The sequence below is a fragment of the Bythopirellula polymerisocia genome, assembly GCF_007860015.1.
Taxonomy (GTDB): Bacteria; Planctomycetota; Planctomycetia; order Pirellulales; family Lacipirellulaceae; genus Bythopirellula; species Bythopirellula polymerisocia.
The window spans coordinates 257283-281655 of record NZ_SJPS01000006.1 but is presented as its reverse complement, the minus strand read 5'-3'; the positions used below and the strand labels follow the sequence as shown (position 1 = coordinate 281655).

At 54.4% G+C, this 24373-nt stretch carries 19 protein-coding genes; 13 read left to right on the top strand and 6 right to left on the bottom strand.

Annotation, left to right across the window (positions count from 1 at the left end):
• Positions 1–11: 11 nt before the first annotated feature.
• The gene (locus Pla144_RS18760; protein ID WP_197530819.1) at positions 12–2399 is read right to left on the bottom strand and encodes a PSD1 and planctomycete cytochrome C domain-containing protein; all 2388 of its coding nucleotides are present in this window, start codon (positions 2397–2399) and stop codon (positions 12–14) included.
• Positions 2400–2596: 197 nt separating this feature from the next.
• Here Pla144_RS18760 and Pla144_RS18755 point away from each other — a divergent pair, with 197 nt between their 5' ends.
• The 5 genes from Pla144_RS18755 to Pla144_RS18735 all read left to right on the top strand — a co-directional run bounded on the left by Pla144_RS18755 (position 2597) and on the right by Pla144_RS18735 (position 11926).
• A complete protein-coding gene (locus Pla144_RS18755; protein ID WP_146452239.1) occupies positions 2597–5098 on the top strand; it encodes a multiheme c-type cytochrome in 2502 nt (833 codons plus the stop codon).
• An 11-nt stretch (positions 5099–5109) separates the two neighbouring features.
• The gene (locus Pla144_RS18750) at positions 5110–7017 is read left to right on the top strand and encodes a hypothetical protein (protein WP_146452238.1); all 1908 of its coding nucleotides are present in this window, start codon (positions 5110–5112) and stop codon (positions 7015–7017) included.
• A 374-nt stretch (positions 7018–7391) separates the two neighbouring features.
• Positions 7392–7841 carry a hypothetical protein gene (locus Pla144_RS18745; RefSeq protein WP_146452237.1) on the top strand — a complete coding sequence of 150 codons (450 nt, stop codon included), beginning with the start codon at positions 7392–7394 and terminating at the stop codon, positions 7839–7841.
• A gap of 133 nt (positions 7842–7974) precedes the next feature.
• Positions 7975–9675, top strand: a complete 1701-nt coding sequence (locus tag Pla144_RS18740; protein WP_146452236.1) for a VWA domain-containing protein — start codon at positions 7975–7977, stop codon at positions 9673–9675.
• 253 nt (positions 9676–9928) lie between these two features.
• Positions 9929–11926, top strand: coding sequence for a hypothetical protein (locus Pla144_RS18735; protein WP_146452235.1), 1998 nt, complete (start codon positions 9929–9931; stop codon positions 11924–11926).
• A 14-nt stretch (positions 11927–11940) separates the two neighbouring features.
• Here Pla144_RS18735 and Pla144_RS18730 read toward each other — a convergent pair whose 3' ends face one another.
• A complete protein-coding gene (locus Pla144_RS18730; RefSeq protein WP_146452234.1) occupies positions 11941–14322 on the bottom strand; it encodes a peptidase in 2382 nt (793 codons plus the stop codon).
• A gap of 320 nt (positions 14323–14642) precedes the next feature.
• Here Pla144_RS18730 and Pla144_RS18725 point away from each other — a divergent pair, with 320 nt between their 5' ends.
• From Pla144_RS18725 to purB, 3 genes are all read left to right on the top strand, one after another.
• On the top strand, positions 14643–14873 hold the full coding sequence (locus Pla144_RS18725) for a hypothetical protein (RefSeq protein ID WP_146452233.1): 231 nt from the start codon (positions 14643–14645) through the stop codon (positions 14871–14873).
• A 69-nt stretch (positions 14874–14942) separates the two neighbouring features.
• Positions 14943–16340 (top strand): HD domain-containing protein, encoded by a 1398-nt coding sequence (locus Pla144_RS18720; RefSeq protein WP_146452232.1) that lies wholly within the window; start codon positions 14943–14945, stop codon positions 16338–16340.
• Between the two features lie 77 nt (positions 16341–16417).
• On the top strand, positions 16418–17842 hold the full coding sequence (gene purB, locus Pla144_RS18715; protein WP_146452231.1) for an adenylosuccinate lyase: 1425 nt from the start codon (positions 16418–16420) through the stop codon (positions 17840–17842).
• Positions 17843–17845: 3 nt separating this feature from the next.
• Here purB and Pla144_RS18710 read toward each other — a convergent pair whose 3' ends face one another.
• On the bottom strand, positions 17846–18349 hold the full coding sequence (locus tag Pla144_RS18710; protein ID WP_146452230.1) for a Fur family transcriptional regulator: 504 nt from the start codon (positions 18347–18349) through the stop codon (positions 17846–17848).
• 233 nt (positions 18350–18582) lie between these two features.
• The gene (locus tag Pla144_RS18705; RefSeq protein ID WP_146452229.1) at positions 18583–18861 is read right to left on the bottom strand and encodes a flagellar biosynthesis anti-sigma factor FlgM; all 279 of its coding nucleotides are present in this window, start codon (positions 18859–18861) and stop codon (positions 18583–18585) included.
• 687 nt (positions 18862–19548) lie between these two features.
• On the opposite strand from Pla144_RS18705, the gene proC reads away from it, so the two are divergent.
• The 5 genes from proC to Pla144_RS18680 are packed head-to-tail and all read left to right on the top strand — an operon-like array spanning position 19549 to position 22288.
• Positions 19549–20370, top strand: a complete 822-nt coding sequence (proC, locus tag Pla144_RS18700; protein WP_231936439.1) for a pyrroline-5-carboxylate reductase — start codon at positions 19549–19551, stop codon at positions 20368–20370.
• 30 nt (positions 20371–20400) lie between these two features.
• Positions 20401–20646, top strand: coding sequence for a hypothetical protein (locus Pla144_RS18695; protein WP_146452228.1), 246 nt, complete (start codon positions 20401–20403; stop codon positions 20644–20646).
• Between the two features lie 44 nt (positions 20647–20690).
• On the top strand, positions 20691–21203 hold the full coding sequence (locus Pla144_RS18690; RefSeq protein WP_146452227.1) for a hypothetical protein: 513 nt from the start codon (positions 20691–20693) through the stop codon (positions 21201–21203).
• 50 nt (positions 21204–21253) lie between these two features.
• Positions 21254–21817, top strand: coding sequence for an elongation factor P (locus tag Pla144_RS18685; RefSeq protein ID WP_146452226.1), 564 nt, complete (start codon positions 21254–21256; stop codon positions 21815–21817).
• Positions 21818–21820: 3 nt separating this feature from the next.
• The gene (locus tag Pla144_RS18680) at positions 21821–22288 is read left to right on the top strand and encodes a thioredoxin family protein (protein ID WP_146452225.1); all 468 of its coding nucleotides are present in this window, start codon (positions 21821–21823) and stop codon (positions 22286–22288) included.
• Between the two features lie 40 nt (positions 22289–22328).
• Here the strand turns inward: Pla144_RS18680 and Pla144_RS18675 are convergent, their stop codons facing one another.
• Together Pla144_RS18675 and ettA are read right to left on the bottom strand one after the other, a co-directional pair.
• Positions 22329–22628: a hypothetical protein gene (locus Pla144_RS18675; RefSeq protein WP_146452224.1), complete on the bottom strand. Its 300-nt coding sequence runs from the start codon at positions 22626–22628 to the stop codon at positions 22329–22331.
• Positions 22629–22667: 39 nt separating this feature from the next.
• Positions 22668–24347, bottom strand: coding sequence for an energy-dependent translational throttle protein EttA (gene ettA, locus Pla144_RS18670; RefSeq protein WP_146452223.1), 1680 nt, complete (start codon positions 24345–24347; stop codon positions 22668–22670).
• Positions 24348–24373 lie beyond the last annotated feature (26 nt).

The window sequence follows — 24373 nt, the reverse complement described above, 5'->3', positions numbered from 1 at the left end:
AATTGCGGCTTTTAGTTGCGAGTCGTTGTTTCACTCATGTTGAGAATAGCACGGCAAACGGTGGTCCAGGATGCAAGCTCTTCAGGGGGATGTTCTTTTCCAACAGTTGACATACCGACTCCTAAGAGTTCCTCACATGCTAGGGGATTGGCGGCGCAATAAGACCGGCTTTCACTCAATAAGTCCGCCAATACCTGATACTGGCGGTCATCGGGTAGCCGAGAGACAGCCTCGCGGAAGGCGCATTCAATCCGCTCATTATCATCAGGAGCCATTTCGTTCGAAAGAATCCGCGACGCAAATGCCCGGGCAGCCTCCACGCTATTTGGATCGTTCAAGAGCACCAACGCAGCCAGCGCTGTATTAGATTTTGGTCGGTGGGCCGTACATTCTTCTCGAGTAGGCGCGTCGAGTGCTTTGAGCATCGGATGCAAAAAAGTGCGTTGCCAGTGCATGTAGACACCTCGCCGCCATTGTTCATTGCCAGTGTCCGGTTCGTATTCTCGCTCTGGGAAATTAAGGTTCTGGTAGTAATGGGCAGGCTGCATTGGTCTCACACTTCGTCCGCCGATCTTATCTACCAGCAACCCACTTACTGCAAGTGTAGTATCACGAATCATTTCTGCGGGTAAGCGAAAACGATTTTGCCGAGCAACCAGTCGGTTCAATGGATCGCGAGTCCGCAAGGAGTCATCGGCCACAGCAGTCTGCCGATAGGCATTGCTCATCGCGATTAGTTTAATCATATGTTTGGTATCCCAACCGTTCTCCAAGTATTCTACTGCTAAGTTATCAAGCAACTCGGGGTGAGAAGGGGGCTCACCCTGCCCCCCGAAATCGTCGAGTACACGTGCCAATCCTTCTCCGAACATCAACGCCCAGTAGCGATTGACCATGACACGGGCTGTCAGCCCCCCTGCCCCGCTCTCAGGATCCGTGAGCCAATTGGCGAGATCGAGTCGATTCGCGCGCCGGTTCTCCTGGCTTATGTCGCCGAGAAAGTCGGGTATGGCCGGAGTGACAATCTCACCACTCTCGTCCTGCCAATCACCTCGACCAAGGAGGCGAACCTCCCGTGGATCGGTCGATTCTGTAATCATCGTGGGTGATTTTGCTGCGGCCAAAGCTTCACGCTGCGCGAGTAAATTAGCGATCTGCTCGGCGTCCTTCTCAGAATCTAGTGACGCAATCTGCCGGTCCACACTGGCGAGTTCTTCGCGCTGATACACACTGAGCACATCTTTTTCAGGCTTTCGCACTGTGGGAGAGGTGTTTCCAACTGCACCGCTCGGATTTCTGAGATGCCATTCGTCATCGATATCCGCGAAGAATGCTCCCATTGCATAGAAATCTCTCGCAGAATAGGGATCGTACTTATGATCGTGGCATTGGCAGCAACCCATCGTGGCACCCATCCATACTTGTGACACATTCCGTACCCGGTCGGCAAGGTAAATAGCCCGATATTCTTTGAGCTGAATTCCCCCTTCATGAGAAGTCTGCAGCAGGCGGTTGTACCCCGTTGCGATCACTTGATCCTCGGTGCTATCAGGCAACAAATCCCCCGCGAGTTGCTCGCGAGTGAATTCGTCAAATCGCATGTTCCCATTGAATGCGTGGATGACATAATCGCGATACGGCCAAATATTGTGCTCTTGATCCCCATGATAGCCAACTGAGTCTGCATAGCGGACCAAATCGAGCCACATCATAGCCATGCGTTCGCCATAGTGGGGCGAAGCTAAGAATTCATCAACCAGTCGCTCGTAGGCCTTGTCGCTTGGGTCGGCCACGAACTTATCGACTACTTCCGGTTCTGGCGGCAGACCCGTGAGGTCAAATGATAGTCGTCGCACCAGTGTTACGGGGTCGACTTGCTGGCTGGGGGGGAGGTCTTCCGCTTCCAATTTGGCAAGCACAAATTGATCGATCCAGTTGCGATTCCAGTCAGTTTGGTTGGTGACAGGTGGTCTCCACCACTTAGGTGGAACGTACGACCAAGCAGGCGACCAGACGGCTCCCTCGCTGATCCAACGTTTGAATAAAGCGATTTTCTCCCCGGTAAGATGCTTGCCCATCTCGGGAGGGGGCATTTGCTCGTCTTCGTCGCTGCTCTCGATGCGACGTACCAACTCGCTCAGTGAAACATCCTCCGCGACAATCGCGGCATATCCACCGCGGTCTTCTTTTGCGCTATCTTCCTGATCCAGGCGGAGATCTGCCTCACGGGTCGCCGAGTCTGGACCGTGGCAGGCAAAGCAGTTTTCGGACAATAACGGACGTATATCACGGTTAAAATCAACGGGAGCCTGATCGCCGAAGCAATCAGCGCAGTCGATGTGGTAGGCGACCATGGCTCCGAAGAGGCAGAGCCGTGCTAGCAAGCTGCTGTTGACCACTTCGATATCTCCAATGTTATCGGTTCAAGAGCAAATTGGCCCGATTGGTGTAATTTTGTTCATCATTCGAGCTAGAGTGCAATCAATCAGCCCATTCTACACAACCGCCCAAGAGGGAGCTAGCAAGTGTTGCGTTAAGATATGCCGGTTAATTGCATTGCTCTCAAATTGCCAAAGGAATCGGTTCGATCAGTTATATGACCTCCTACACAGCCGCAGGAGCACTTTCTGGGACCGCAAAGCGATTCCACTGTTATTTACAATTAGCATCTCTGCAGAACAAGGACGTTCGCAGCATGGAGCGGAAATCGCTTGGAATAGGAGTGAGGCCATGGCTCGGCGGAGCCGTGGTGGTCGCCATCAGTGCGCTGGTGGGCTATTGGCATGCGCAGCCGCAATCCGCTCCCGAGTCCAGCCGCTATTCAGACATTGTGCTGGTGGATCATGAAAGCGACCGAGTCGAGCAAATTGAGCAGGCATTGGCTCAAGCAGGTTGCCCGGGGTGGATGGTCCTGGCCGGCGAAGGCCCCAGCGCACTTGGTGCTGAAGTAGTTCCTCCTGAGATTCGCACTATATCAGCTGATATACCCCGAGTGAGTTATCCTCAGCCCTTGCGCGTCGCTAGTCGTGTTGCAACGGGGGCATCTTCAACCGCGGTGGTCGCTACGCCTGGCGAATCAAACGACCCGGACGATCTGCTGGATGGCACAGCCGACTTATTGTGGAACGACGATGCGGCGCCGGAAAAAGAAGCAGCTCCAGTGGAAGCTCCCGAAGAGAAACCTCCACAAGAGGACTCTGTTGATAAAACGCCTGCTGTTAATAAACCAGACGACACTCTCCCTTTGCGCGAGCCGAGCTTTCCCGTCGACGTGCCAGAGCCACCAGGGAAAAATGAGCCACAAGCATTGCCGGTCCCTTTGCCCGCAACGGCTGAGGAAATTGCTCCCCCTGCTCAGAGCCCTTTCGCTCCTCCGCCATCGCCAGCCAATGCTGCCCCTCACTCAATGCCCTCCCATGCTACCGGGGATACTCAATCCACTGGCAAATCGTACTGCGAGTTCGTTGCTGATTCCCTCTACCCGTCTGCCTTTGCGTGTGCGACGTGCCACGAAAAACTCTTCGAGGAATGGAGCGTCTCAAGTCATGCCTATGCGGCAGTCTCGCCTATGTTTCACAAGTTCGAGCAGAAGATCAACGATATCTCTCAAGCCACGATCGGTTACTTCTGTTATCGCTGCCACTCTCCGGTAGGAACAAGCCTAGGTATCTCTCGAGCGGCACCTCTCTGGGATCTACCCCAAGTTGCGCGCGAAGGAGTTACCTGCATTGCTTGCCATCGGGTCAACCAGCGCTACGGCAAAGTCAACGGCGAACGTCGCATCGAACCCGGTAATATCTTTGCACCGGTCTACGGTTCAATTGGCGGCAGCGGTGTGGCGGAAGTTATCGCACACAAGAATGAATTCAAAGTGAAAACCTCGTCCCAGGAACAAGGGCCCGGGCAGGACATCCACATCGCGGGATGCTATTTCGATCAACTCTCGAAACCCGAGTTCTGTGTGTCTTGTCATCAGGTGGCCGTGCAACCGGGAATTAAGCTGGAAGTGGTGTGGGAGCAGTATCGAGCTTCGCCAGCCTGCAAGAAGGGAATTTCCTGCCAGGACTGCCACATGGGCCGTCTTCCCGGCGTACCGAGTGGCTATAAAACGGGCCCGGCGGCGATCGTCAACGGCAAGACCGTCAACGACCACCGAAAGCACGCCAACCATGTCTTCTATGGCCCGGGGTACTCAATCGCTCATCCCGGAGTGTTTCCTTTCAACAAGGATGCACTGCGCTGGTCGATGCTCGAATGGTTGCAGTTCGATTACCGCGCTGGGTGGGGCACCGAGGAATTCGAGAAGGCGGTCGAAGATGGCCTTCTGTACGCCACCTTCCCACCTGTGTGGTCCAATGTGGATGACCGCTACGATGCCCGCGAGGTTGTGGAGGCGAATCTCAAGAAACTAGGCCAGAAGGATATCAGCCGCCACCAGATCATGGAGAACGGGTCCCATGTGGATGGGCCATTCTTCGACAAGCCACTTGCGCGCGGACGGGATCTGAGATTCCATTACATCGTGACTAACCGCAACGATGGCCACAACATGCCAAGTGGCTCGCTTGGTGCCCAGCCTCAATTATGGGCGAATGTTGTGCTGATCGGTCCACGTGGGCAACGCTTGTGGGAGTCGGGCTACACCGATCGTTGGGGAGACGTTGCAGACATCCATTCCGAAGATGTTCGCAATAAGCGGATTCCCTATGATTGGCAACTGTTCAACTTGCAGACCATGTTCCTCATCACAGGAGCTACCGGTACCGATCGAGAGTTCTTCTTGCCGGTGAATATAGATATCGACCAGTTGCCCTACCTGAGACCCGGTGCCCAGCCGATCTCCGTGATCAATCACCCACCCTTCATTCGCATGGAGGGTCGATCGCTTGCGCCGCTCGGTTCGCGTCGCGCTCCTTACAAAGTACCAGCGGAGTTGCTTCAGGAACCAGGGTGCTATCGGCTGTCGTTCCGTCTGCGGATGCGGACTCAGCCCATCTACTTTATGCGATTCTGCGACGCGACGCTGGAGATGCAGCGGGCGATGAACGAAGGGATCACCGATTTCCATCTCAACTCCTATGAATTTGAGATTCGCTAACTAGCCACCTTATGATTCACAAGTTTTTCAAGACGATCAGCTCACCAATGAGCCGTGCCTGCTGCGCGGTGTTGCTGGTGGTCACTCTTGGATTCTTGCAAGAGTCTCATGGCGAAGATCTCTTTGCAGCACCGGAACCTGTGGAAACGCCTGCCGAATTGCCAGCTGTAGAAACCATTCACAACGAGTACCGCCCATTGCCGCCCATAGGTGACATCGCGGGCCATCGCTCCTCGATCTTGCCGCGATGGACGTACTCGCCGTTGCAATCTCCGCTCTTTCTCGAATTCCCTGCAGTGACACGGCCAATCTTTGGGCCGCCGCTGTTGAACCGCGGCACACAATGTCAACCGGCACCCGGGTACTGTCCGCCACCGAGTGCGCCGGGCTATATGCGGGGACCAACCCGCTATGGAATCACGTCGCCTGTGGCCCCTGCAGTGGTCTCGGCCCATGCTCCACCGTGGGAGCAACTTCCGACCCCTGCGGAACTCAACGGCGGAATCCTGAAAGTCGGTGAGCAATGCCATGATCCCCGCAGTTGTGAAGCACAGTTCAACAGTGGCGACTTCTCGCCAGGTCCTTTCTATGGGCAGTTCGGTTGGGATTCCTGCGGTGAGTTGGCCATCTATGGTGGCAAGCACATGAACCCAATTCAACGACCGGCCATTGAATGGGGCTTGCCGTTTTACGAAACGGGTCCCCTGCCCCGCTCCGGAACGGCGTTCGGCTGCACGAATCTGGTTCAGCAAAAGTTCTATGTCTACGGTGACTATCGCTCGGCACTTGCCTACAACCAGAATATTGGCAACGAGCAGACCATCTGGGCCAACCGCCTCAACCTCGAATTTGATTGGGCGATTACCGCCACCGAGCGGATTCACATGTTCATGGGGCCCCTTGATGAACGCAATGAATTCAACAGCATCATCTACGATGATGGCGAAATATTCACGAACGATGCCTGGGACTTTTGGGATCAACGCACTGATACACTGTTCTTCGAAGGGGATCTCGGCTACATCATTGGCGGTTTTACCGATCAATACGCGTCGTTCAATTTGCCGTTTGCCCTTGGGCTGATGCCACTGCTGTTTCAGAACGGCATCTGGATGGAAGACGCGTTTCTCGGCGTTGCTGCCACGATCCCCGCGCGGAACAATCCCGTGCTGGATTGGTCGAATTTCGATACGACCTTGTTTATCGGCTTGGATGAAGTGACCAGCAACATCGCCTTCGAGGGAGACAACCGAGCAGCCAATGTTGTCGGTTTCACGACCTTCATCGAACGTCGCGGCGGCTACATCGAAGCCGGCTATGCTTTCCTCGATGACACCGAGAACCAGGGCCGTAGTTATCACAATATCGGAGCCAGCTACACGCGCCGCTATGCCAATCTCGTCTCCAACTCACTACGTATGATTGTCAACACGGGGCAGGATGGCCCCAGCGAACAGCGAACAGCCGACGGCTTGTTGCTGCTCATGGAAAATAGTTTCCTCACCCGCAATCCATACAATGTGATTCCCTACGCAAATTTCTTCGCTGGATTTGGGCATCCCCAATCGGTCGCCCGCTTGCAGGGACCGCTCAAGAACACCGGCATCAACTTTGAAAGCGACCTCTTGACCGGCTATCCCACGCTCGACTCCACGGGGAACAACACCTTTGGTGGTGCCGTAGGAATCGATCTCTTGGGCAATTGTTTCGAGCAGCAATTGATCCTCGAAGCTGCCACTGTGCAGGTGATGAATTCACCAGCCGATCGCGTTGCTCAAGGAGACCAGTATGCTGTGGGTTTACGTTTCCAAAAACCGCTCAGCCATACACTCATCTTCCGCACCGATGCGATGTACGGAATCCTGAAAGACAGCCCGGACATCGCCGGGGCGCGCGTGGAACTTCGGCGGAAATTCTGAGCAGAACTTGCTGCTGTTCTGCGATAGTCCCCCCACTTTCGGACACCGGCTGTGGAGCGGACAATTCCGCTTAAGGAGGATCGAAATGGATGCGCCACAATCGCAGCGAGGGCAGAAGCGTCCGGGAGCGTCGTACTCCGCATGGCTGAACTCCGCTCAGCGACGCGTCACGGCTAACGTAGGGAACTTGATGGGTTGCCCGCAATCCCTATTCTCGCTCAAAAATCGCCAAATTCGATACAGTCGAAGCGACGGGGACAATTTTCTTGATCGCTAGGCAGCTCGCAACTATGCTTGAGGGAGGGGACCGAGAGTTCGTCTTGGTCTCCACTCCACCATCTCTTCTATACCAGCAACTTGCGAGGCATCTCACGATGATTCAAACCGACCTCTTGGAACTGACGATGGAAGGGTGCATTGAAGCAGCCATGGAAGCTGCGGATGCACGCAACAGCGACTTCGCGGCCATGGTGGGTTGCCAGGCGAGGCCAGATCAAGATGGGGTGGCTGGGTTCCGTCGGCAGTGTGATCAATTTGGCGAGTTGGCCGATCGGCTGCGACAATGGAAAATGCGTCTCTCAGGTGGTGAGCAGAAACTGGACCGCAGCGACAAACAACAACTTCTGGCAGATTTGCGGCAAGTGCTGGTGGGGATTCGTGTTGCCGCTTTCGATGTGGGGCTGTACGGTCGATCGGCTCAAATGACAGACACGGAGATCGCCGACGATCTAGGCAAGTATGCCCGCTTGGATAGCCATCTTCGCCAGAGCGTTATCCCACAACTCAAGAACGATCTGGGTGTGACCGATACGCTAGTGTTGTAGGCAGCGATGAATTGTCTCCTGCAGTTTTTGGTCATTGGACCTTGAACACTGTTCATTCTGCCTCGCTAGTTCCCCCCTGCCCGGTTGGTGCGTATGATGTCCTTGCTCGCACTACCACTCTCAGGGGGGGCCCATGGCCAATCGCAACACGCTCGGCGGGATCATTCATACTTATCAGAAATATGACCCCCAACGGTTTCCAAGTCCCACCCAGGACCCCCCCGATCTCGTCTCATCGGCGTTCGAGCATATGCTCATGTACGGCCAGCACCGTGAACTCACGGATGAAGAACTGGCCCGCGCCGTGCGGCTGGACCCCAGTCAGATCGCCGGTTTAGGTCCCAGCATCGACGCGCTGCTGGCAATTCTGCGAGAACGGAAACGTAAGATTCTTGAGAGGTTTGAAACTCGCAAGGTTCGGCAGCGAGCGCATGGCGCGTATGTCGAACAGGCCCAGAGTGTCGCTCCGCCTCGCAAACATCGCGAAAGATTTCACGCGGCCATTCGCGAGGAGCAACTCCGCGACTTGGAACGGCTTTGGTATGCGACTGGGGACGACCAATCTCCTTTCGCCCGAGCGCTGGTCGGATTGATCGAGACCCTCGGCAATAAATATGAGATCGAGGAGTTGGCTGCGCGATACGAGTTTACTGGTCATGAAGCGATGACGGTGCCGCAGGCGCTTGAGGTGAAGGAAGAACTGGAGCGTATCGACGAACTTATCAAGCAACTTGAAGAAGCTCGCGAGACTGCTCAGATCGGTGTGATCGACATGGAAGCGCTGGCCGAGTTTGCCGAGCCGGGAGATATAGACCAACTCTCGGCACTACAGCAGCAGATTCAGGATTACCTGCGCGAGATCGCCGAGCGGCAAGGACTCGAGCAAGAGAAGGGGAACTACCGCGTTACTCCCAAGGCGTATCGCATCTTTCAGGCAAAGCTGATCGATAGGCTATTCAGCGAACTCTCGGAATCACGCTCAGGGAGGCATCTAGGGCCGATTCTGGGCGAAGGGGCCGTCGAACTCCAGGCCACCAAGCCCTACGAATTCGGTGACTCGATCACGCAACTTGATATCCCCGGCACGTTCATCAACGCCATGTTGCGGCAAGGACCGGGGCTGCCGATTCGGTTTAACTCCGACGACATGCAGGTTCACAAGACCCGTAACAATCCTAAGTGCGCGACCTGCGTGTTGATGGACATGAGCGGCTCGATGCGATACGACGGCCAATACATCAACGTCAAGCGAATGGCACTCACTCTCGAAGGGCTGATCCGAAGTGAGTATCCGGGCGACTATTTGCAATTCGTGGAAATGTACAGCTTTGCCAAACAAGTGGAACGCGGTCGGATCGTGGAACTAATGCCCAAGCCGGTGACGGTGTTCGACCCCGTGGTGCGTCTAAGGGCCGATATGAGTCGAGACGACATTAGCGAGTATCAAGTCCCGCCGCACTTCACGAACATCCAGCATGCCCTCTCGACTGCGCGGCGATTGCTTTCGACGCAGGACACCCCTAACCGCCAGATCGTGCTGATCACCGACGGTCTTCCCACGGCCCATTTTGAAGCCGAGATGCTTTATCTCTTGTACCCCCCCGATCCGCAGACGGAGCAAGCCACGATGCGCGAGGGTCAATTGTGCATGCGTGAGGGAATCACGATCAACCTGTTTCTGATTCCAAGTTGGTCGCAAACACAAGAAGATGTGCGTTTTGCATATCGTCTCGCCGAGAGCACAAAAGGTCGCGTATTTTTCACGGCGGGCCGTGATCTGGATCGGTATGTGGTGTGGGATTATCTCAAGCGGCGGCGAGAGATTCTGGCGTGAAGTAGACGCTAATATATCCGACTTCAAAAAGTAGAAAACAAACCGCAGAGCCAGCCCGTACATTCCCCCTATTTTACCAGTTTTCTATTTATCCCGCTGGGATGTCTTGCTCCCATTAGGTAAGCTCTACAGGGTGACGCTAGCTGGGCAAGACAATCTTTGCTGGCTGGTCGATAAATCACTACACCCCCCCGCGTCTTCGCGATCACGCTCATACCGCTCACCTCCACGACCCCTACCAGGCAGGTTCATCGTGCAAATTGAAATCCTCGGACGTCGCCCTCTGCGCATTTTTCCTAACTTGGCACTTTTAGTAGCGCTGCTGAGTACGATGCTGCTTTCTCCAATGCGACTCTTGGCAGCCGTGCCGAGTGATCAATTAATGTCTCCCCAATCGCGCGGTTTCATCTCGGTCCCTAACATAGAGAGCCTGATTGCCCATTGGCATGAAACACAACTCGGGCAACTAGTACAAGACGAGTCCATGCGGCCATTTGTCGAGGATGTTAGAAAGCAGATCGAACGCAAAATCTCTGGAGTTCGAGACAAGCTGGGGATTTCAGTTGAGGATCTGAGGGATGTGGCTGGTGGTGAGATTGGCATCGCAATGGTCGAAGTCGAGAACGGCCGCGCGGCCGTGGCACTTACTGTCGACACCACCGACCGTCACCGCGAACTTGAGGGCTTTTTGGCAAAGCTTGACCGCGACCTAACCAAGCGAGGTGCTACCAAGACCACTGACAACTACGAGGGGACGACGCTTACCACCTATGATATCCCGGCCAAAAAAGAAAACGGCATTGCGCGTCAAACGGTGCACTTTGTCAAAGATAATATTTTCTGTGCCAGCGATAGTGCTATCGAGGCCAACGAGATGCTCAATCGCTTCAAGGACAAGTCAGCGGGGCTTGCCGAGGTCGTGACTTATCAGCAGACGCTGCAGCGTTGTCAAAAGGAAGCCGGCGATATAGTGCCCGACGCGCAATGGTTTGCCGACCCCTTTGGATATGCCAGGGCGGTTCGTTCTTTGGAGTCTGCCGACGCCAAGCGTGGGGGCAAAGACTATGTGAAGATCTTGCAGGAACAGGGGTTTGATGCCGTGCAATCACTGGGAGGATTCGTGAACCTGTCAGTAGGAAGTTCTTTTGAACTCTTGCATCGTACGGCAGTATACGCTCCCGCTATTCCTGGCGAGCCTGACAAATATCGGCTAGCCATGCGGATGATGAAATTCCCAAATCAAGAATCGTTAGAGACTCATGACTGGATTCCTCGCAAGTTGGCCAGCTATCGCACCTTTAGCATTGATATGGACAATGCCTTTCAATTCTTTGGCACTCTGTTCGATGCGATTGCCGGCTACGAAGAAGCTTTTGCCGGGGTTCTGGAAGGTTTGGAGCGTGATCCCTATGGCCCTCAGGTTGACGTTCAGAAAGATTTTATTGCTCACTTGGGCGACCGCGTGGTACTAGTCACGGATTATGAGCTGCCGATCACGCCAAAATGCGAGCGGTTTATGATTGTAGTGGAATTGAGCAATGAACAAGCGATCGCCAAGACGGTAGAGAAGTTTATGAAGAGTGACCCGAATGCCAGCAGTACGGAGTTTGAAAACAAGATCATCTGGGAAATCCATGAACCGGAAGCGGATCTCTCGGGAATGGACCTGGATCTGAACGATCTCGATCTTTTGGAACCCACCGAGGGGGCTTCTCAGGACGATGCCTTTGGTGCCTCCGCACTCACCTCTTCGGCGGTGTGCGTGACCGATGGGCACCTCTTTATTTCCTCCCATGCCGAATTCCTACGCAAGGTTCTTTCGAAACAAGAGGAAAAAAATGACTTGAATGACGCTGGCGACTTTCGCGAGGTTGAGAGTGTGATGAATCACTTGATGCCAGGGCCCGTCGCGGCGAAGTTTTTTGTCCGCACGGACGAAGCCTATCGACCAACCTATGATTTGCTACGGCAGGGCAAAATGCCAGAGGCCGAGACGTTGTTCGGTCGGTTGCTCAATCGCCTGATGACACCGGAGGAAAGCGAAGACGAAGGGATCTTGCGCGAACAGAAGATCGATGGCCATCAGCTGCCAGAGTTTGACATGGTGCGTCGCTACTTCGGCCCAGCCGGGACACTGGTGCGTACCGACGCGGACGGGTGGTTCATCGTGGGAGCTACGCTTACCAAGATCGCCCCCCAAGCTCGGGCATCCAGCACGCAGCTTTCGAGTGATGTGAATTCAGTGCGTTGATTTAGCCAGGAGCTTCACGGCACCTGTAGCTTCGCCCAAAAGGGGCGTTGGCGATCAGCGCGTGTGCGGGCATCTTCTAGCAGTACTTCTAGACTTGGCTGATCGTCCCCCTTCACACGGTTGCCGTTAAGGGTCACGCGGATCGGCTTATCAAAATCTACGACGTCGGGCCTCAGCCAGATGGTCGTCTCAGCGCATGCCGTGCGAGCCGAAAGTCGATTGCCATTACCGATGCGTCCCTCGACAGGGGTCGGACGTGCATTGCGGGCCGGCCAGTTGCCAGGAGTCACGCTGCTGGGAAATCCGCGGCCTTCGATCCACCAGAAAAAGTTATCCCAGTCGCGCATCGTATTGCATTCAAATTCTTGCGGTGGCCAGACTCGCTGCTTTCGCCCCAGCCAATCGAAGATTTCGAGGATCTCGTCGTGAAACGGTTCGTACCCTCGGCCATGGAATTCGACCACGGTGGTATCAAATCGTTTTATGAGAAACTGGTCGAAGAGTTGGGCGTTTTCCGACATCTTAGTGCCATCGAGTTCCCCGGCGACAAAATAGAACGGCACATACTCAGCGTTTTCCCAATAGTGTGGGACATACTTCTCCTGCTTACTGAACTGAGCCACAAACGGAATCGCTCCTGCCCACAAATCGGGATGGGCCAGGGCCATATCCCATGCGGCATCACCGCCGATGCCATGGCCAGAGATAAAGACGCGGTCGGTGTCGACACTGAACCTTCGGCAGACATCGCGAAGCACAGTGAGCACGCCCTCATGCTCTCGAAATGAGTATTCATAGGTGTACTGGCGAGGCTTGAGCCACTTGATGGACACCGTGATATAGCCATGCCGCATTGCCTGCCCTTGTCGCTGGCCAGTGGGCTTGTTCTCTTCATCGAGTGGTGGCTTGCCAGTCCAGAAATCCAACTCCTGGTCGGGGTCATTGAATGCCCCGTTTAGAACAATCAACACTGGATATCTCCGCGAGGGATCGTATTCCGGCGGGACCTGCACAAGATAGCGAAAGTTGCCCTCTTCTGTGTGGCCCCGAGCAGACAATTCGTATGCGCCATAACCCAGTTTTGCTTCCTTAGGAATGGCCAGAGGAGGAGTAAGTTGGGCTAGCACGCTGGCAGTGCGCGACACAGTCACTCCCTCGAGTGTACGAATCGAATCGATGAGCGCTGTACGCTTATGGGCAAGGGTTTCCACGAGATAATTGCCAACCACGCCACGGACGGCAACCATATTCAGAGCCACAGTAAGTTCGTCGATGGCATCCTTGGGCCCCAGCACCCAGCCCGATATAGCCAACGCCAGCTTGTTTTCCGTCGTTAGACTCGCATCATCGGCTAATTGCAAAAAGGGTGCGAGTCGATCGACATTGTTTAGATTGAGATTGTCGAGGATTTCATCGGTCACAGGTTTGACAAGGGCGCGTGAATCGTTGCTGGGAAGTTTGCCAACAAGATCGCGCAAATGAGTTGAGATATTTGCCACACGGGTCTTGTCGTTTTCGTAGTCGGTGGAAGCCTCTCGGACTTGCTGCAAGGTCTCGCCAGAAACGTCCTCAGTGGGAAAATTGGTTAGCAGTCTACCCACGAGTTCATGTTGTCCAGCAGCATGGCGAAGTTGAATCTCACGCAGAATACGACGGGCACCGATCTTTCGCAGTTGTTGCACCTCTGTCTGCAGGTCTGCTTTGTCGGGGAACGCAGCGATGATTGCCTCAAGTTCCGCGAGGGCCTCGCGATAGCGTTCGGCCTGCAAATAGAACCGCACGATTTGGAGCCAATCCTGGGGGTCCTCATGTGAGACGGCCTTATTCAATATGGCAGCAATGGTTTCTCGGGGAATCGAACTGGTGGCTAGCCTCATGTCCCATACAATGGATCTTGGTGCACCGAGTAGTCCTTCGACCTTTGCATAGCGAGGTGTGATCTCAGTGATTCCCTGTACAATCGAAAGCGGTCCGTCACGGGTCTGCATTTCATAGAGTCGGCGACCGAACTCGTCGAAGGGTGAAACTCCCAGGCTGGGACCTACACTCCCCAGCGTGTTTCCCGCTTTTGCCACTTTCTGCCACAAGGGGATCTTGATCAGATTCTCAGGTGCCTGATCCAGAATCGCAGCGACCTGTGCCTTTGGCACATAGACGCGACGAAGTTCATCATCGATCAAGAGTATTGGTGTCGAGACAGCCTCTCCCTCCGGCCCGGCGTCTGCCAATGGAGGATCCGAGACTCCGGTCACCGGAAGCACCCGCCCTTGATAGATGCGACCATCTTTCAATTGTATTTTCTGGGCGCAGACCGGAGCAACGCCAGAGGACAGCAACACAACGGCGCAGCAAACTGCAATGATGGTCCATTTCGCGCGATGATCAGAGAAAGTCATTGCCTACGCTCAATTCCAAGGAATATCCTTCGGCCGGAACAAGCCGTGCGCGGTTCAGGCATGGAAACACAAACGACGCCGTTTGCCGGAACTCGACTTACTCGTTCGAGCCTACAAGATGTCTATCTAGCTTCATTGTGACCTGGCGAAGGAAACAGTCAATTTCGCACCTCGGGGGTGACAGTGCCTCGCGAGTCGAGATTTTCTGCTCTTTCCCAGCATTGACAGGTCACACTGTCGGACAAGAAAATGCACATCCCTGACAAGCTGTAACGATTCCGCAGTTTGCGACACCTTGGTAAAACTCCCCGAGCGGACCGATGAATCTTCGAAACTCTCTAAAAACTCTCCTGGTGTGCGTGCTGGGGCTGCCGATTCTGTTAGCCGTATTAGGGTGGGTAGCCGGACTGCTCACTGCCATGGGTGACGAGGCGACCGCCAGCGTCCTAGGCCACATCAGCACAGCAGCTCGAGTGATCTGGCTCGTGTGCCTGGTCGGGGCAATTGTCGTCTTAGCGATGCAATCGTTGGAACATACTCGTGAAGAGTAATTCAGTGGGAGAGTAAGCTCACATTCGCTCCCATTGCCGTGTTGGCCTCGCCCCGCAACAATACCTCGCATGCCTGATCTTACTCGCGAAAGCCTGCTTCACGACCCCATCCACGGGTACATTCCATTCGTATCCATTGTCGACGAAGGGGAAGCTTCCGAACGCACTCTACTCGACCATCCCTGGCTGCAACGCCTACGGCAAATCCACCAACTACAAACCGCCTGGTGGGTCTATCCGTCTGCCGAGCATACTCGGTTCCAGCATGTCGTAGGCGCCATGCACATGGCGAGTCGTATGGTCGGCTCACTCTACGAGAGCCTGAAGCAGGTTTGCCCAGATGTTCCCAGCCGGGGATATGTGGAATGTCTTTGTCGCCTCGCCGCTTTACTGCATGACGTGGGGCATGGGCCGTTCGGACATTTCTTCGACGCTCATTTCCTTTCGGACTATCGGCTAACCCATGAAAAACTGGGAGCCCACATTATTCGCCATGATTTGGGGCCCCTGCTCTGTTCGATTCGCACCTGTCCCAACAGCCGACTGGCTGACGGTGAGCGAATCGATCCCGACCAGATTGCTTGGCTGATTACCCGCCCGGTGGAAAATGACGCGGCAGACAAACCGCGCTGGCTGGTAATGCTGCGCAGTTTGTTCTGCGGGCTGTACACCGTCGATAACATGGATTTTGTGCTTCGCGATGCCTACATGTCTGGCTACAGCACCCGGTCCTTTGATCTGGAACGTCTGATTCGATACACGTTTTTTAGCGAGCAGGGACTCACGATCCATTCCCGTGGCATGAATGCCCTTGTGCGATTTCGGCAGGCACGTAGCGAGCTCTTTCGTTCCATCTATTTCCATCGCACGGTGCGGGCGATCGACAAGACCCTGGAAGACCTATTTCGTGCCGGCAAGCAATACTTGTTTCCCGGTAACCCTCTAGAGTATCTGGACGAATACCAGCGATTCACGGAGTGGTCGTTGCTGGTCGATGTCGCTCGCTGGCCTCAAAGCGACGACCCAGTCCAACGCGCCCTGGGGGAACGGTGGCAACAGCTTCTGAGCCGACAAGTCGACTGGGATTTGGCCGATGAACGCACCCGACTGGACCCGACTTCCACGGACCTGTTTCGCAAAGGCCGCGAGGCTTTGGCTGAGCAGGCAATTCGTGAGGTGTTACCAATTGAACTGCGCGACATCCCTCTGAAAGTGGACCTTCCGAACTACATTGACCGCCCCGACCCCAAGACGGCTGCCGCGGGCCAGAATTTCCTCTACCGTTCCGCCACAAAACAAATCCGCCCCCTCACCGACGACGAATTGTACAAACACTTGCCGATGAGCCAATTAGTCTGCCGTGTGTATCTCCCGAAGGGTGCGCCAGCTAGTCATAACATCGCGGTATCAAGTGCTCTCGACGCCCTGTTGGGGAGCGCTGGTGATGATGATCTAACGAATATGTGAAAAACGATCTCTATTCGACCCAAGCAGCAGTGGTTTGCCCATACCGAGTGAATCGCTCTCGGACTACAATAAAGTTTATGAGCCACGAAACATACGAAAACCCGCTGATTTCTCGCTATGCTTCGACCGCCATGAGTCGGCTTTTTGGTGCACAACACAAGCACAGCACTTGGCGGCGTTTATGGGTTGCGCTGGCTGAAGCCGAGGCAGAGTTGGGGCTGCCCGTCACGGCTGCACAGATCGAGGAATTGCGTAAGCATGTCGACAAGATCGACTTCGCAGCCGCGGCGAAGTACGAGCGACAACTTCGGCATGATGTAATGGCTCATGTCCACGCCTATGGCGATCAGTGTCCGACCGCCAAACCAATCATTCACCTGGGGGCCACCAGTTGCTTCGTCACCGACAATGCCGATCTGATGATCTTACGTGAGGCACTCGAACTAGTTGCTCAGAGATTGGCGGCGGTTATCGATGCCTTAGGAAAATTCGCAACAGACTACCGCGATTTACCTACCTTGGGTTTTACGCACTTGCAACCGGCCCAGCCCACGACTGTCGGCCGTCGGGCGTGTCTCTGGGCCTACGATCTGGCTCTAGACCTAGCGGAAATTGAGCATCGACTCTCCACTCTGTGTGCCCGCAGCACGAAGGGAACAACAGGCACTCAGGCCAGTTTCTTGCAACTCTTTGATGGCGACCACAACAAGGTTGGCAGGTTGGAACAATTGGTCGCCCAGAAGATGGGCTTCTCGGCTACATACACAGTCACCGGCCAAACCTATCCGCGTAAGGTTGATGCCCAAATCGTCGATTCGCTCTCAGGAATTGCGGCCTCGGCTCATAAGGCAGCTACTGATCTGAGAATTCTCGCGCACCGCAAGGAGTTAGAGGAGCCCTTCGAGAAAGACCAAATCGGCTCTTCAGCCATGGCTTACAAACGAAACCCCATGCGGAGTGAACGCATCTGCGGACTGGCTCGCTTTGCAATGAGCTTGCAATCCAGTACCTCAGCGACCCTCGCCACACAATGGATGGAGCGCACCTTGGATGATAGTGCCAATCGACGTCTGGTGATCCCGCAGGCGTTCTTGGCAATCGATGCGGTTCTCATTCTTTACCAGAACGTCGCCAGTGGGCTGGTAGTATATCCCGAAGTGATCGCCCGCAATCTGCGAGAAGAACTTCCCTTCATGGCGACAGAAAACATCCTCATGGCGGCAGTCTCAGCGGGAGGAGATCGCCAGGATTTGCACGAAAGGATTCGCCAGCACAGTCAGGCCGCGGCGGCTGAAGTAAAGGAGCATGGTCGGACCAATGATCTCGTCGATCGGTTGCAAAAAGATTCGGCCTTTACCGGGGTAGACGTTGATTCAGCAATCGATGCCTCAAGTCTCACAGGCCGTAGCGTTCAGCAGGTGGACGAGTTTCTCTCCGAGGTCGTTGAACCTATCCGCCAGCGCTATACACTTCAAGCGACCACAGAAGAATTACGCGTGTAAGCTCTACACCAAGTCCAGCGGTGTCTGGCGACGATGACGTGTCGCACTGCAGGCAGAGCAAATGCCCGAAATAATCAGCCGATGGCCTGTGTCGCGGAAATCATATTCGGCGGCGACTGCACGGAGGAGATCGGAGAGCTCGCTGCTTTGGAACTCGATTAGCTTGTCGCACATCGTGCAGTGCAGATGATCGTGCTGAGGATAGCCATAATCGTGCTCGTAGATGGCGCGTCCGCGAAGGTTCATTCGCCGTAAGAGTCCCGAGTCGACCAATTCGTTCAAAGTTCGATAGACCGTAGGGCGGCTGACTTTGCGGCCTTCAGGTACCTGGGCTAGGTTGAGGATCAGTTCCTCGGCGTCGAAATGATCGTGCCGCTTGAAGACGAAGTCAATGAGGATCCTCCGCTGCTGAGTGATCCGCTTTCCCTTGCTTTGCAAGAAATCAGCAAACCGCTCCTGTGGGGAGCTAGATACTTCGACGGTGCCTAGTGAATACCCGCTGGACATGGCGAGCCCGACCTTTCTTCCGACTCCAGAATCAATACTGCGAATCTCAATAAGAACTGGAAATGTTCCTATTGAGACAAGCGAGCCAATTCAAATACCCGCTAATAATCGCCAAGAAACGCTACTAAGCTACACTTGGCTGTTCGATTATTGATTCTACACTGAGATTGGAAGAGTCTCAAGAGGCTCGCCTATTGGACGTCGTTAAGAACCTGCAACGCCATGAACCAGCCTCAGACGACATCATCCAGCAATCGCTCCATGGCGGCCTCAAACTTGCCCGGAGTATCGTAGGTCCCGGCAGCAATTTCGTTGCGGACGCGATTCACCAAGTCGGCGCGGATATCGCCAGTTTCGACTGCTTGGGCCGCCGCCTCAGCGGCGGCAGAGATCTCAAATTGATCACCCGTGGCATTCGCTCGTGCGGTAGGTCGGGCACCGTTAGTGTGGTTCGAATAAGGGCCTTTGAGGCTGTGAGGTCCATGAACATGAGAGGAGCCGTGAATTTGCATGATTTTCTCCGGTGGATTGCATCACGTGAGCAGTGCGAGCTGCAACACGTTTGTCCAACTAAATAGCTAGTGTAACGCCTGGGAAAAGTTGAGCCACATTGAATCTAAAAAACTATTCTCAATCGCCAATTTCTTGATCGAAGGGGCGTCGCATCCCTGGTCGGCGGGGAGTAGAGTGACCGTGCGAGCGCAACTGCGAGTGCAATAGGTTCATCGACCAAGGTGCTAGCATGCGTTGATAATTTCTCCGGGGGGCCGATCAATCAACTAACTACTTTTGTAACAGGTATGCGAATCATGATTTGGCGGGACAGGTGGAAACTCACGTTGGCCGTGGCTAAATCACATCATCTAAATCGAGATTGTCCTCATCGATGCCCGGCGACGACTAGAAAAACCGATTGTACGGGCCAGACTCTTCATAGGTCTGGTAACGCTAGAAGTAACTACGCAATAGGACTCGCCAACGTTCGCCTGACAACCGAGCCAAATTTCATGTCCGAGGAAGCACTCTTGAGCTTCGCGAGCGTAAGGAAATCAATAGGCCTCGTCAATCGCATTCTTGGGCCAAGAAATCAGTAATTCCCCGAAAATATGGGCATTTGCGAGATTGTCGGTGTCGGTTCAATTCCGTAGGATACTTGTTACTTCGCCCATAACTAGCAATGCCAGCAAAGGAAACGTTTCTTGCCTGAATTCACCAAGTCCGTTGGTTTCATTGGTGCCGGTCGTATGGCAACCGCGCTTGCGCGGGGTTGCGTCGAAAGTGGCTTGATGACCGTCGGACAGTTGATCTCTGCGGACCCTTCGCTTGACGCTCGGCATGCTTTTGCCGATCAAGTTGCAGGGGTCGCTGTGTTCGATACGAACGAACCGATCCTGGCACGTGCTGACATTATCGTGCTGGCGATCAAGCCACAGGTCATGCCAGATGTGCTGGCTGACATCGGCAACCAAGTTACAGAGCAGCAGCTGGTGGTGTCGATAGCCGCAGGAGTAACGCTAAAGAAACTTGCCAAGGCGTTGCCCACGGACTCTCGGTTGATTCGAGTCATGCCCAATACCCCCTGTCTGGTGGGCGAAGGAGCGTCCTGTTTCAGCCGTGGCTCATCGGCAACGGACGAAGATGCAGAAGACATTCGCCTTGTCTTGGAGAGTGTTGGGCGAGTATTCGAGGTCGCCGAGAATCAACTTGACGCTGTGACGGGGCTTTCGGGTTCAGGTCCCGCTTTCGTGTATAAGATGATTGAAGCGTTAGCCCAGGGGGGCACCCAAATGGGCCTGCCTGAGGAGTTGGCACTCGAATTGGCATCGCAGACAGCCAAAGGTGCTGCTCAGATGGTCCTAACTACTGGTTTGTCTCCGGCTGCGTTGCGTGAACAGGTCACCAGTCCAGGAGGAACGACTGTGGCTGGGTTGGAGGCGTTGGCCAAGCTCGAGGGAGCCGAGGCATTCCGCGAGGCGGTGGTGGCGGCTACGAAGAGGTCACAGGAATTAGGAGAGAGTTAACTCTACCTTGAACTTAAACGGTGAGCAGACGTGTCGATTTTGATTCGTGTCGATGACAAATTTATCCCACTGTACCGAGTGATGTGGGTCGCAGCGACGCCCCATTTTTGTGGCGAAGAGGATTGCACGCGCGAAGGATATTACGAAATTCGGCTTGAGCAAGGAGAATCGGTCTGGGCCAATCTGGCGGAACGCGACGAGATGTCCAATCGACTCGAACTATGGCAGGGTGGCCTTGGTCCACCTGATGAAGAACCCGGCGAGAACCTTTGGTAACGGTGAAGCTGGCTACTGGCTTAGCAAATGGAAGGCATTCGACGATGGCCGAAAATGACGAGCTCTACTGGCGAGAAACGTATTTCATATTGTTTCCGCAGAAGCGGCGACCCACACTCAAGCAAGTTTCGACTGCACTTGCGAACGCGAATTGTCGGTTCCAGATTGAGAATCCTTCCTCAGACCCAGCGGGCTTGATCGAGTCGCTACTCGTAGAATCTCCTGAGGATCATGCTGCCGTCGAAATCAGCTACGAAGTGGGTGACGCCATTATTGAGCAAAATCTCGCCTGGGCTAAAGAGCTACGTGAAGACCTTGCACCAAATCAGTTGCAGGAACTTATCATTGCCGATGCACGGCTGGATGTTGCTCATTTCGAGCGCATGGCGGCCAGTAACGGCGTTGTTAGCGAAGACGCTGTTCACGACGAATTCGCCGATCCTGAGGACGACTACGACATGTTGGACCCGACGTGCCTTTTGACTGTGGTGGAGACTCTGGCCAGCTTGACCGGCGGCTTGACGTTTGACCCCTCGTCTGGTGAAATCCTGGCTTGATTTTCCTGCGATGCGTCGCATCGCGGCTACATCTTTACACGAAGGTCCCTATGCTTGCCAAAGATGCCAAACCAGGTGCAATTGTGCTTCAACTCGAAGCCCCACACATTATTGAAACCGTGCATGTCCAGTCCCCGTCGGCCCGTGGCGGGAATACACTCTACAAGTTCCGTGCTCGCAATCTGGTTACCCAGCAAAAGACGGACTTCGCCTGCAAGGGAACTGACTTGCTCCCTGAAGCCGACTTCCAGCGCCGAGAGGTGACGTTGATGTACTCCGACGGCAGCGAGGTGCATTTCCTTGATTCCCAGGACTATAACCAGTATCAGCTTCCTGCCGCGGACATCGCCGAGCAGATGCAATACATCACCGAGAATCTGACGGGAATCCTCGTTCAGATTTACAACGACGAGTGCGTGGGACTGCAACTTCCTGCTGCTGTGGAATTGAAAATCACGCAGTGTGATCCCGGTGTGAAAGGGAATTCGGCCACCTCTCGCACCAAGCCAGCTACCATGGAAACGGGGGCCATCGTTCAGGTGCCCGAGTATATGAAGGAGGGAGAAGTCATCAAAGTCGATACTCGCACAGGTGATTTCCTGGGAAGGGCGTAGCGCATGCGACTCGCGCTTGGACTGTTGCTGTTAATAGCAATAGCTGGCTGCCAACCCTCAGCCAAGCAGGCTGTCTACACGGTTCCCAATTACAACCCGGAAGCGGATCCGGCTGTTGATCTCGCAATGACTGTCAAACGGGCGCAAGCAGAGAATAAGCGAATCATTTTGCAAGTAGGAGGTGAATGGTGCCAGTTCTGCCATCGACTCGACGCCTTTATCCGAGAGACGCCGAGTGTTGCCGAGGGAATGCGCGAGGGGTTTCTGATCATGAAGGTGAGCTACACGCAGGGACAAAATGAGAACACGGAGTTTCTCGGTCAGTTCCCTACCGTGGCAGGCTATCCACACTGGTACGTGCTGGAGAGCGACGGCACGTTGCTGCACTCGCAAGACACTTCAAAAATCCAAAAAGGTAACTCCTACAGCGAAGACAAATTGCTCGCCTTCATCAAGAAATGGAAACCGTAAAACTAGCCCGGAACTCGTGTTAATCGTTCAGGCCTCCATTCTAGAACAACTCTTTCTGCTTAAGCCCTGATTTCGATTTCTTCTTTCCGCGAGCGGAAGTTTTTTTCTTTGAGACAGGCTTTTTCTTGGGCGACTTCTTAGCTGCAAACTTTTTCGAAGTGGATTTCTTGGTACCGGACTTCTTGGCCGACTTTTTCTTAGGGCTTTTCTTGGTCGGCGGCTTCTTAGTGGACTTCTTCTTGGCTGATTTTTTAACGGCCGACTTTTTCTTTCCGCCGCCAAATGCCGCGCCCCAATTGTCCGCAAATTTCTGGTTTGAACCTAAACGCAGTACGCTCATTTTTTTAGTGCCTTTAATCCGTAAATAGTAAAAACAGAATTAGCTCTGCTGGAGTTTTTTATACCGAAACCGATGCGGGGCGTCAGCCTCTTCACCAAATCGCTGACGGCGTTCTCGTTCGTAGGCCTCAAAATTACCATCGCACCAGTGGACGTAGCCTTCTCCCTCGAAAGCCAGAATATGCGTTGCCAGACGGTCCAGAAACCAGCGGTCGTGGCTCACCACCACCGCACAACCGGCAAAATTGGCGACTGCTTCTTCGAGAGCCCGCAGGGTATCGACGTCGATGTCATTGGTCGGTTCGTCCAATAGAAGCACATTGGACCCGCGCCGCAACAATTTGGCCAGATGCACGCGATTACGCTCCCCGCCGGAAAGGACCCCGACCTTTTTCTGTTGGTCGGTGCCTGTAAAGTTAAACCGCGATACGTACGATCGGCTGTTCAGGCGTCGGCCCCCCATTTCCAAGTTGTCCAGTCCGCCTGAAATCTCCTGATAGACAGTGTTGTCGGCGACCAAATCATCGCGGGACTGGTCGACGTAACCCAGTTCAACTGTGGGGCCGATTTTGAGTTCCCCCTCGTCGGGCGTTTCCAATCCCATAAGCATTTTCAACAGTGTGGTCTTGCCGGATCCATTGGGCCCGATGATTCCAACAATGCCGCCAGGAGGAAGGCGGAAATTGACGTTCTCAAAAATCACGCGGTCGCCAAACGACTTACCAAGATTGACCGCCTCGACGACCATATCCCCCAGTCGCGGTCCGGGGGGGATTTGAATCTCTAATTCATCCGGCCTGTCGTTGAATTCCTCGGCAACCATTTGTTCGTAAGCGTTCACGCGGGCCTTGTTCTTGGCTTGCCGAGCACGCGGTGCCAACTTGACCCATTCCAATTCACGCGCCAACGCCCGTTGTCGAGCACTTGCCTTTTTCTCCTCGGTTTCGAGTCGCTTATGTTTCTGTTCGAGCCATGAAGTGTAGTTCCCTTCGAAGGGATAGCCCTGACCGCGATCAAGTTCCAAGATCCAACCCGCGACGTTGTCGAGAAAATAGCGATCATGCGTCACGGCAACGATCGTGCCGGTGTACTCGGCCAAGTGGCGTTCAAGCCAGGCGACGCTCTCGGCATCGAGGTGGTTGGTGGGTTCGTCGAGCAAGAGTAAGTCGGGCCTTTCAAGCAGTATCTTGCATAGTGCAACCCGACGTTTCTCTCCCCCCGAGAGTTTGGTTACATCGGCATCGCCTGGAGGGAGGTTCATCGCGTCCATAGCGATTTCGATGTGTCGATCAAGTTCCCAGGCATTGGCAGCGTCGATCTTGTCTTGCAGGGCAGACTGACGATTCATCAGTTTTTCCATCGCGTCAGGGTCGTCGGCCACATCGGCGTACTTTTCACCAATGGCCTCGAACTCCTGGAGCAAAGCACGGGTTGCAGCGACTGCTTCTTCAACGTTCCCTTGCACGTCCTTGTCAGGATTGAGATGCGGTTCCTGTTCCAGGAGGCCAACAGTAAACCCTTCCGCGAGGCGGGCCTCGCCGTCGAAATCCTTGTCCTTGCCAGCCATGATTCGCAGTAAGGTGCTTTTGCCAGAGCCGTTGCGCCCAAGGACGCCGATCTTTGCGCCAGGATAGAAGGCGAGCCAGATCTCTTTGAGGACCTCGCGCGGGCCGATTTTCTTGGTGAGGTTGCTGATTTGGTAGATGAATTTTTGGGACATAGAGGTTTTTGGGTTCTAGGCGGGGG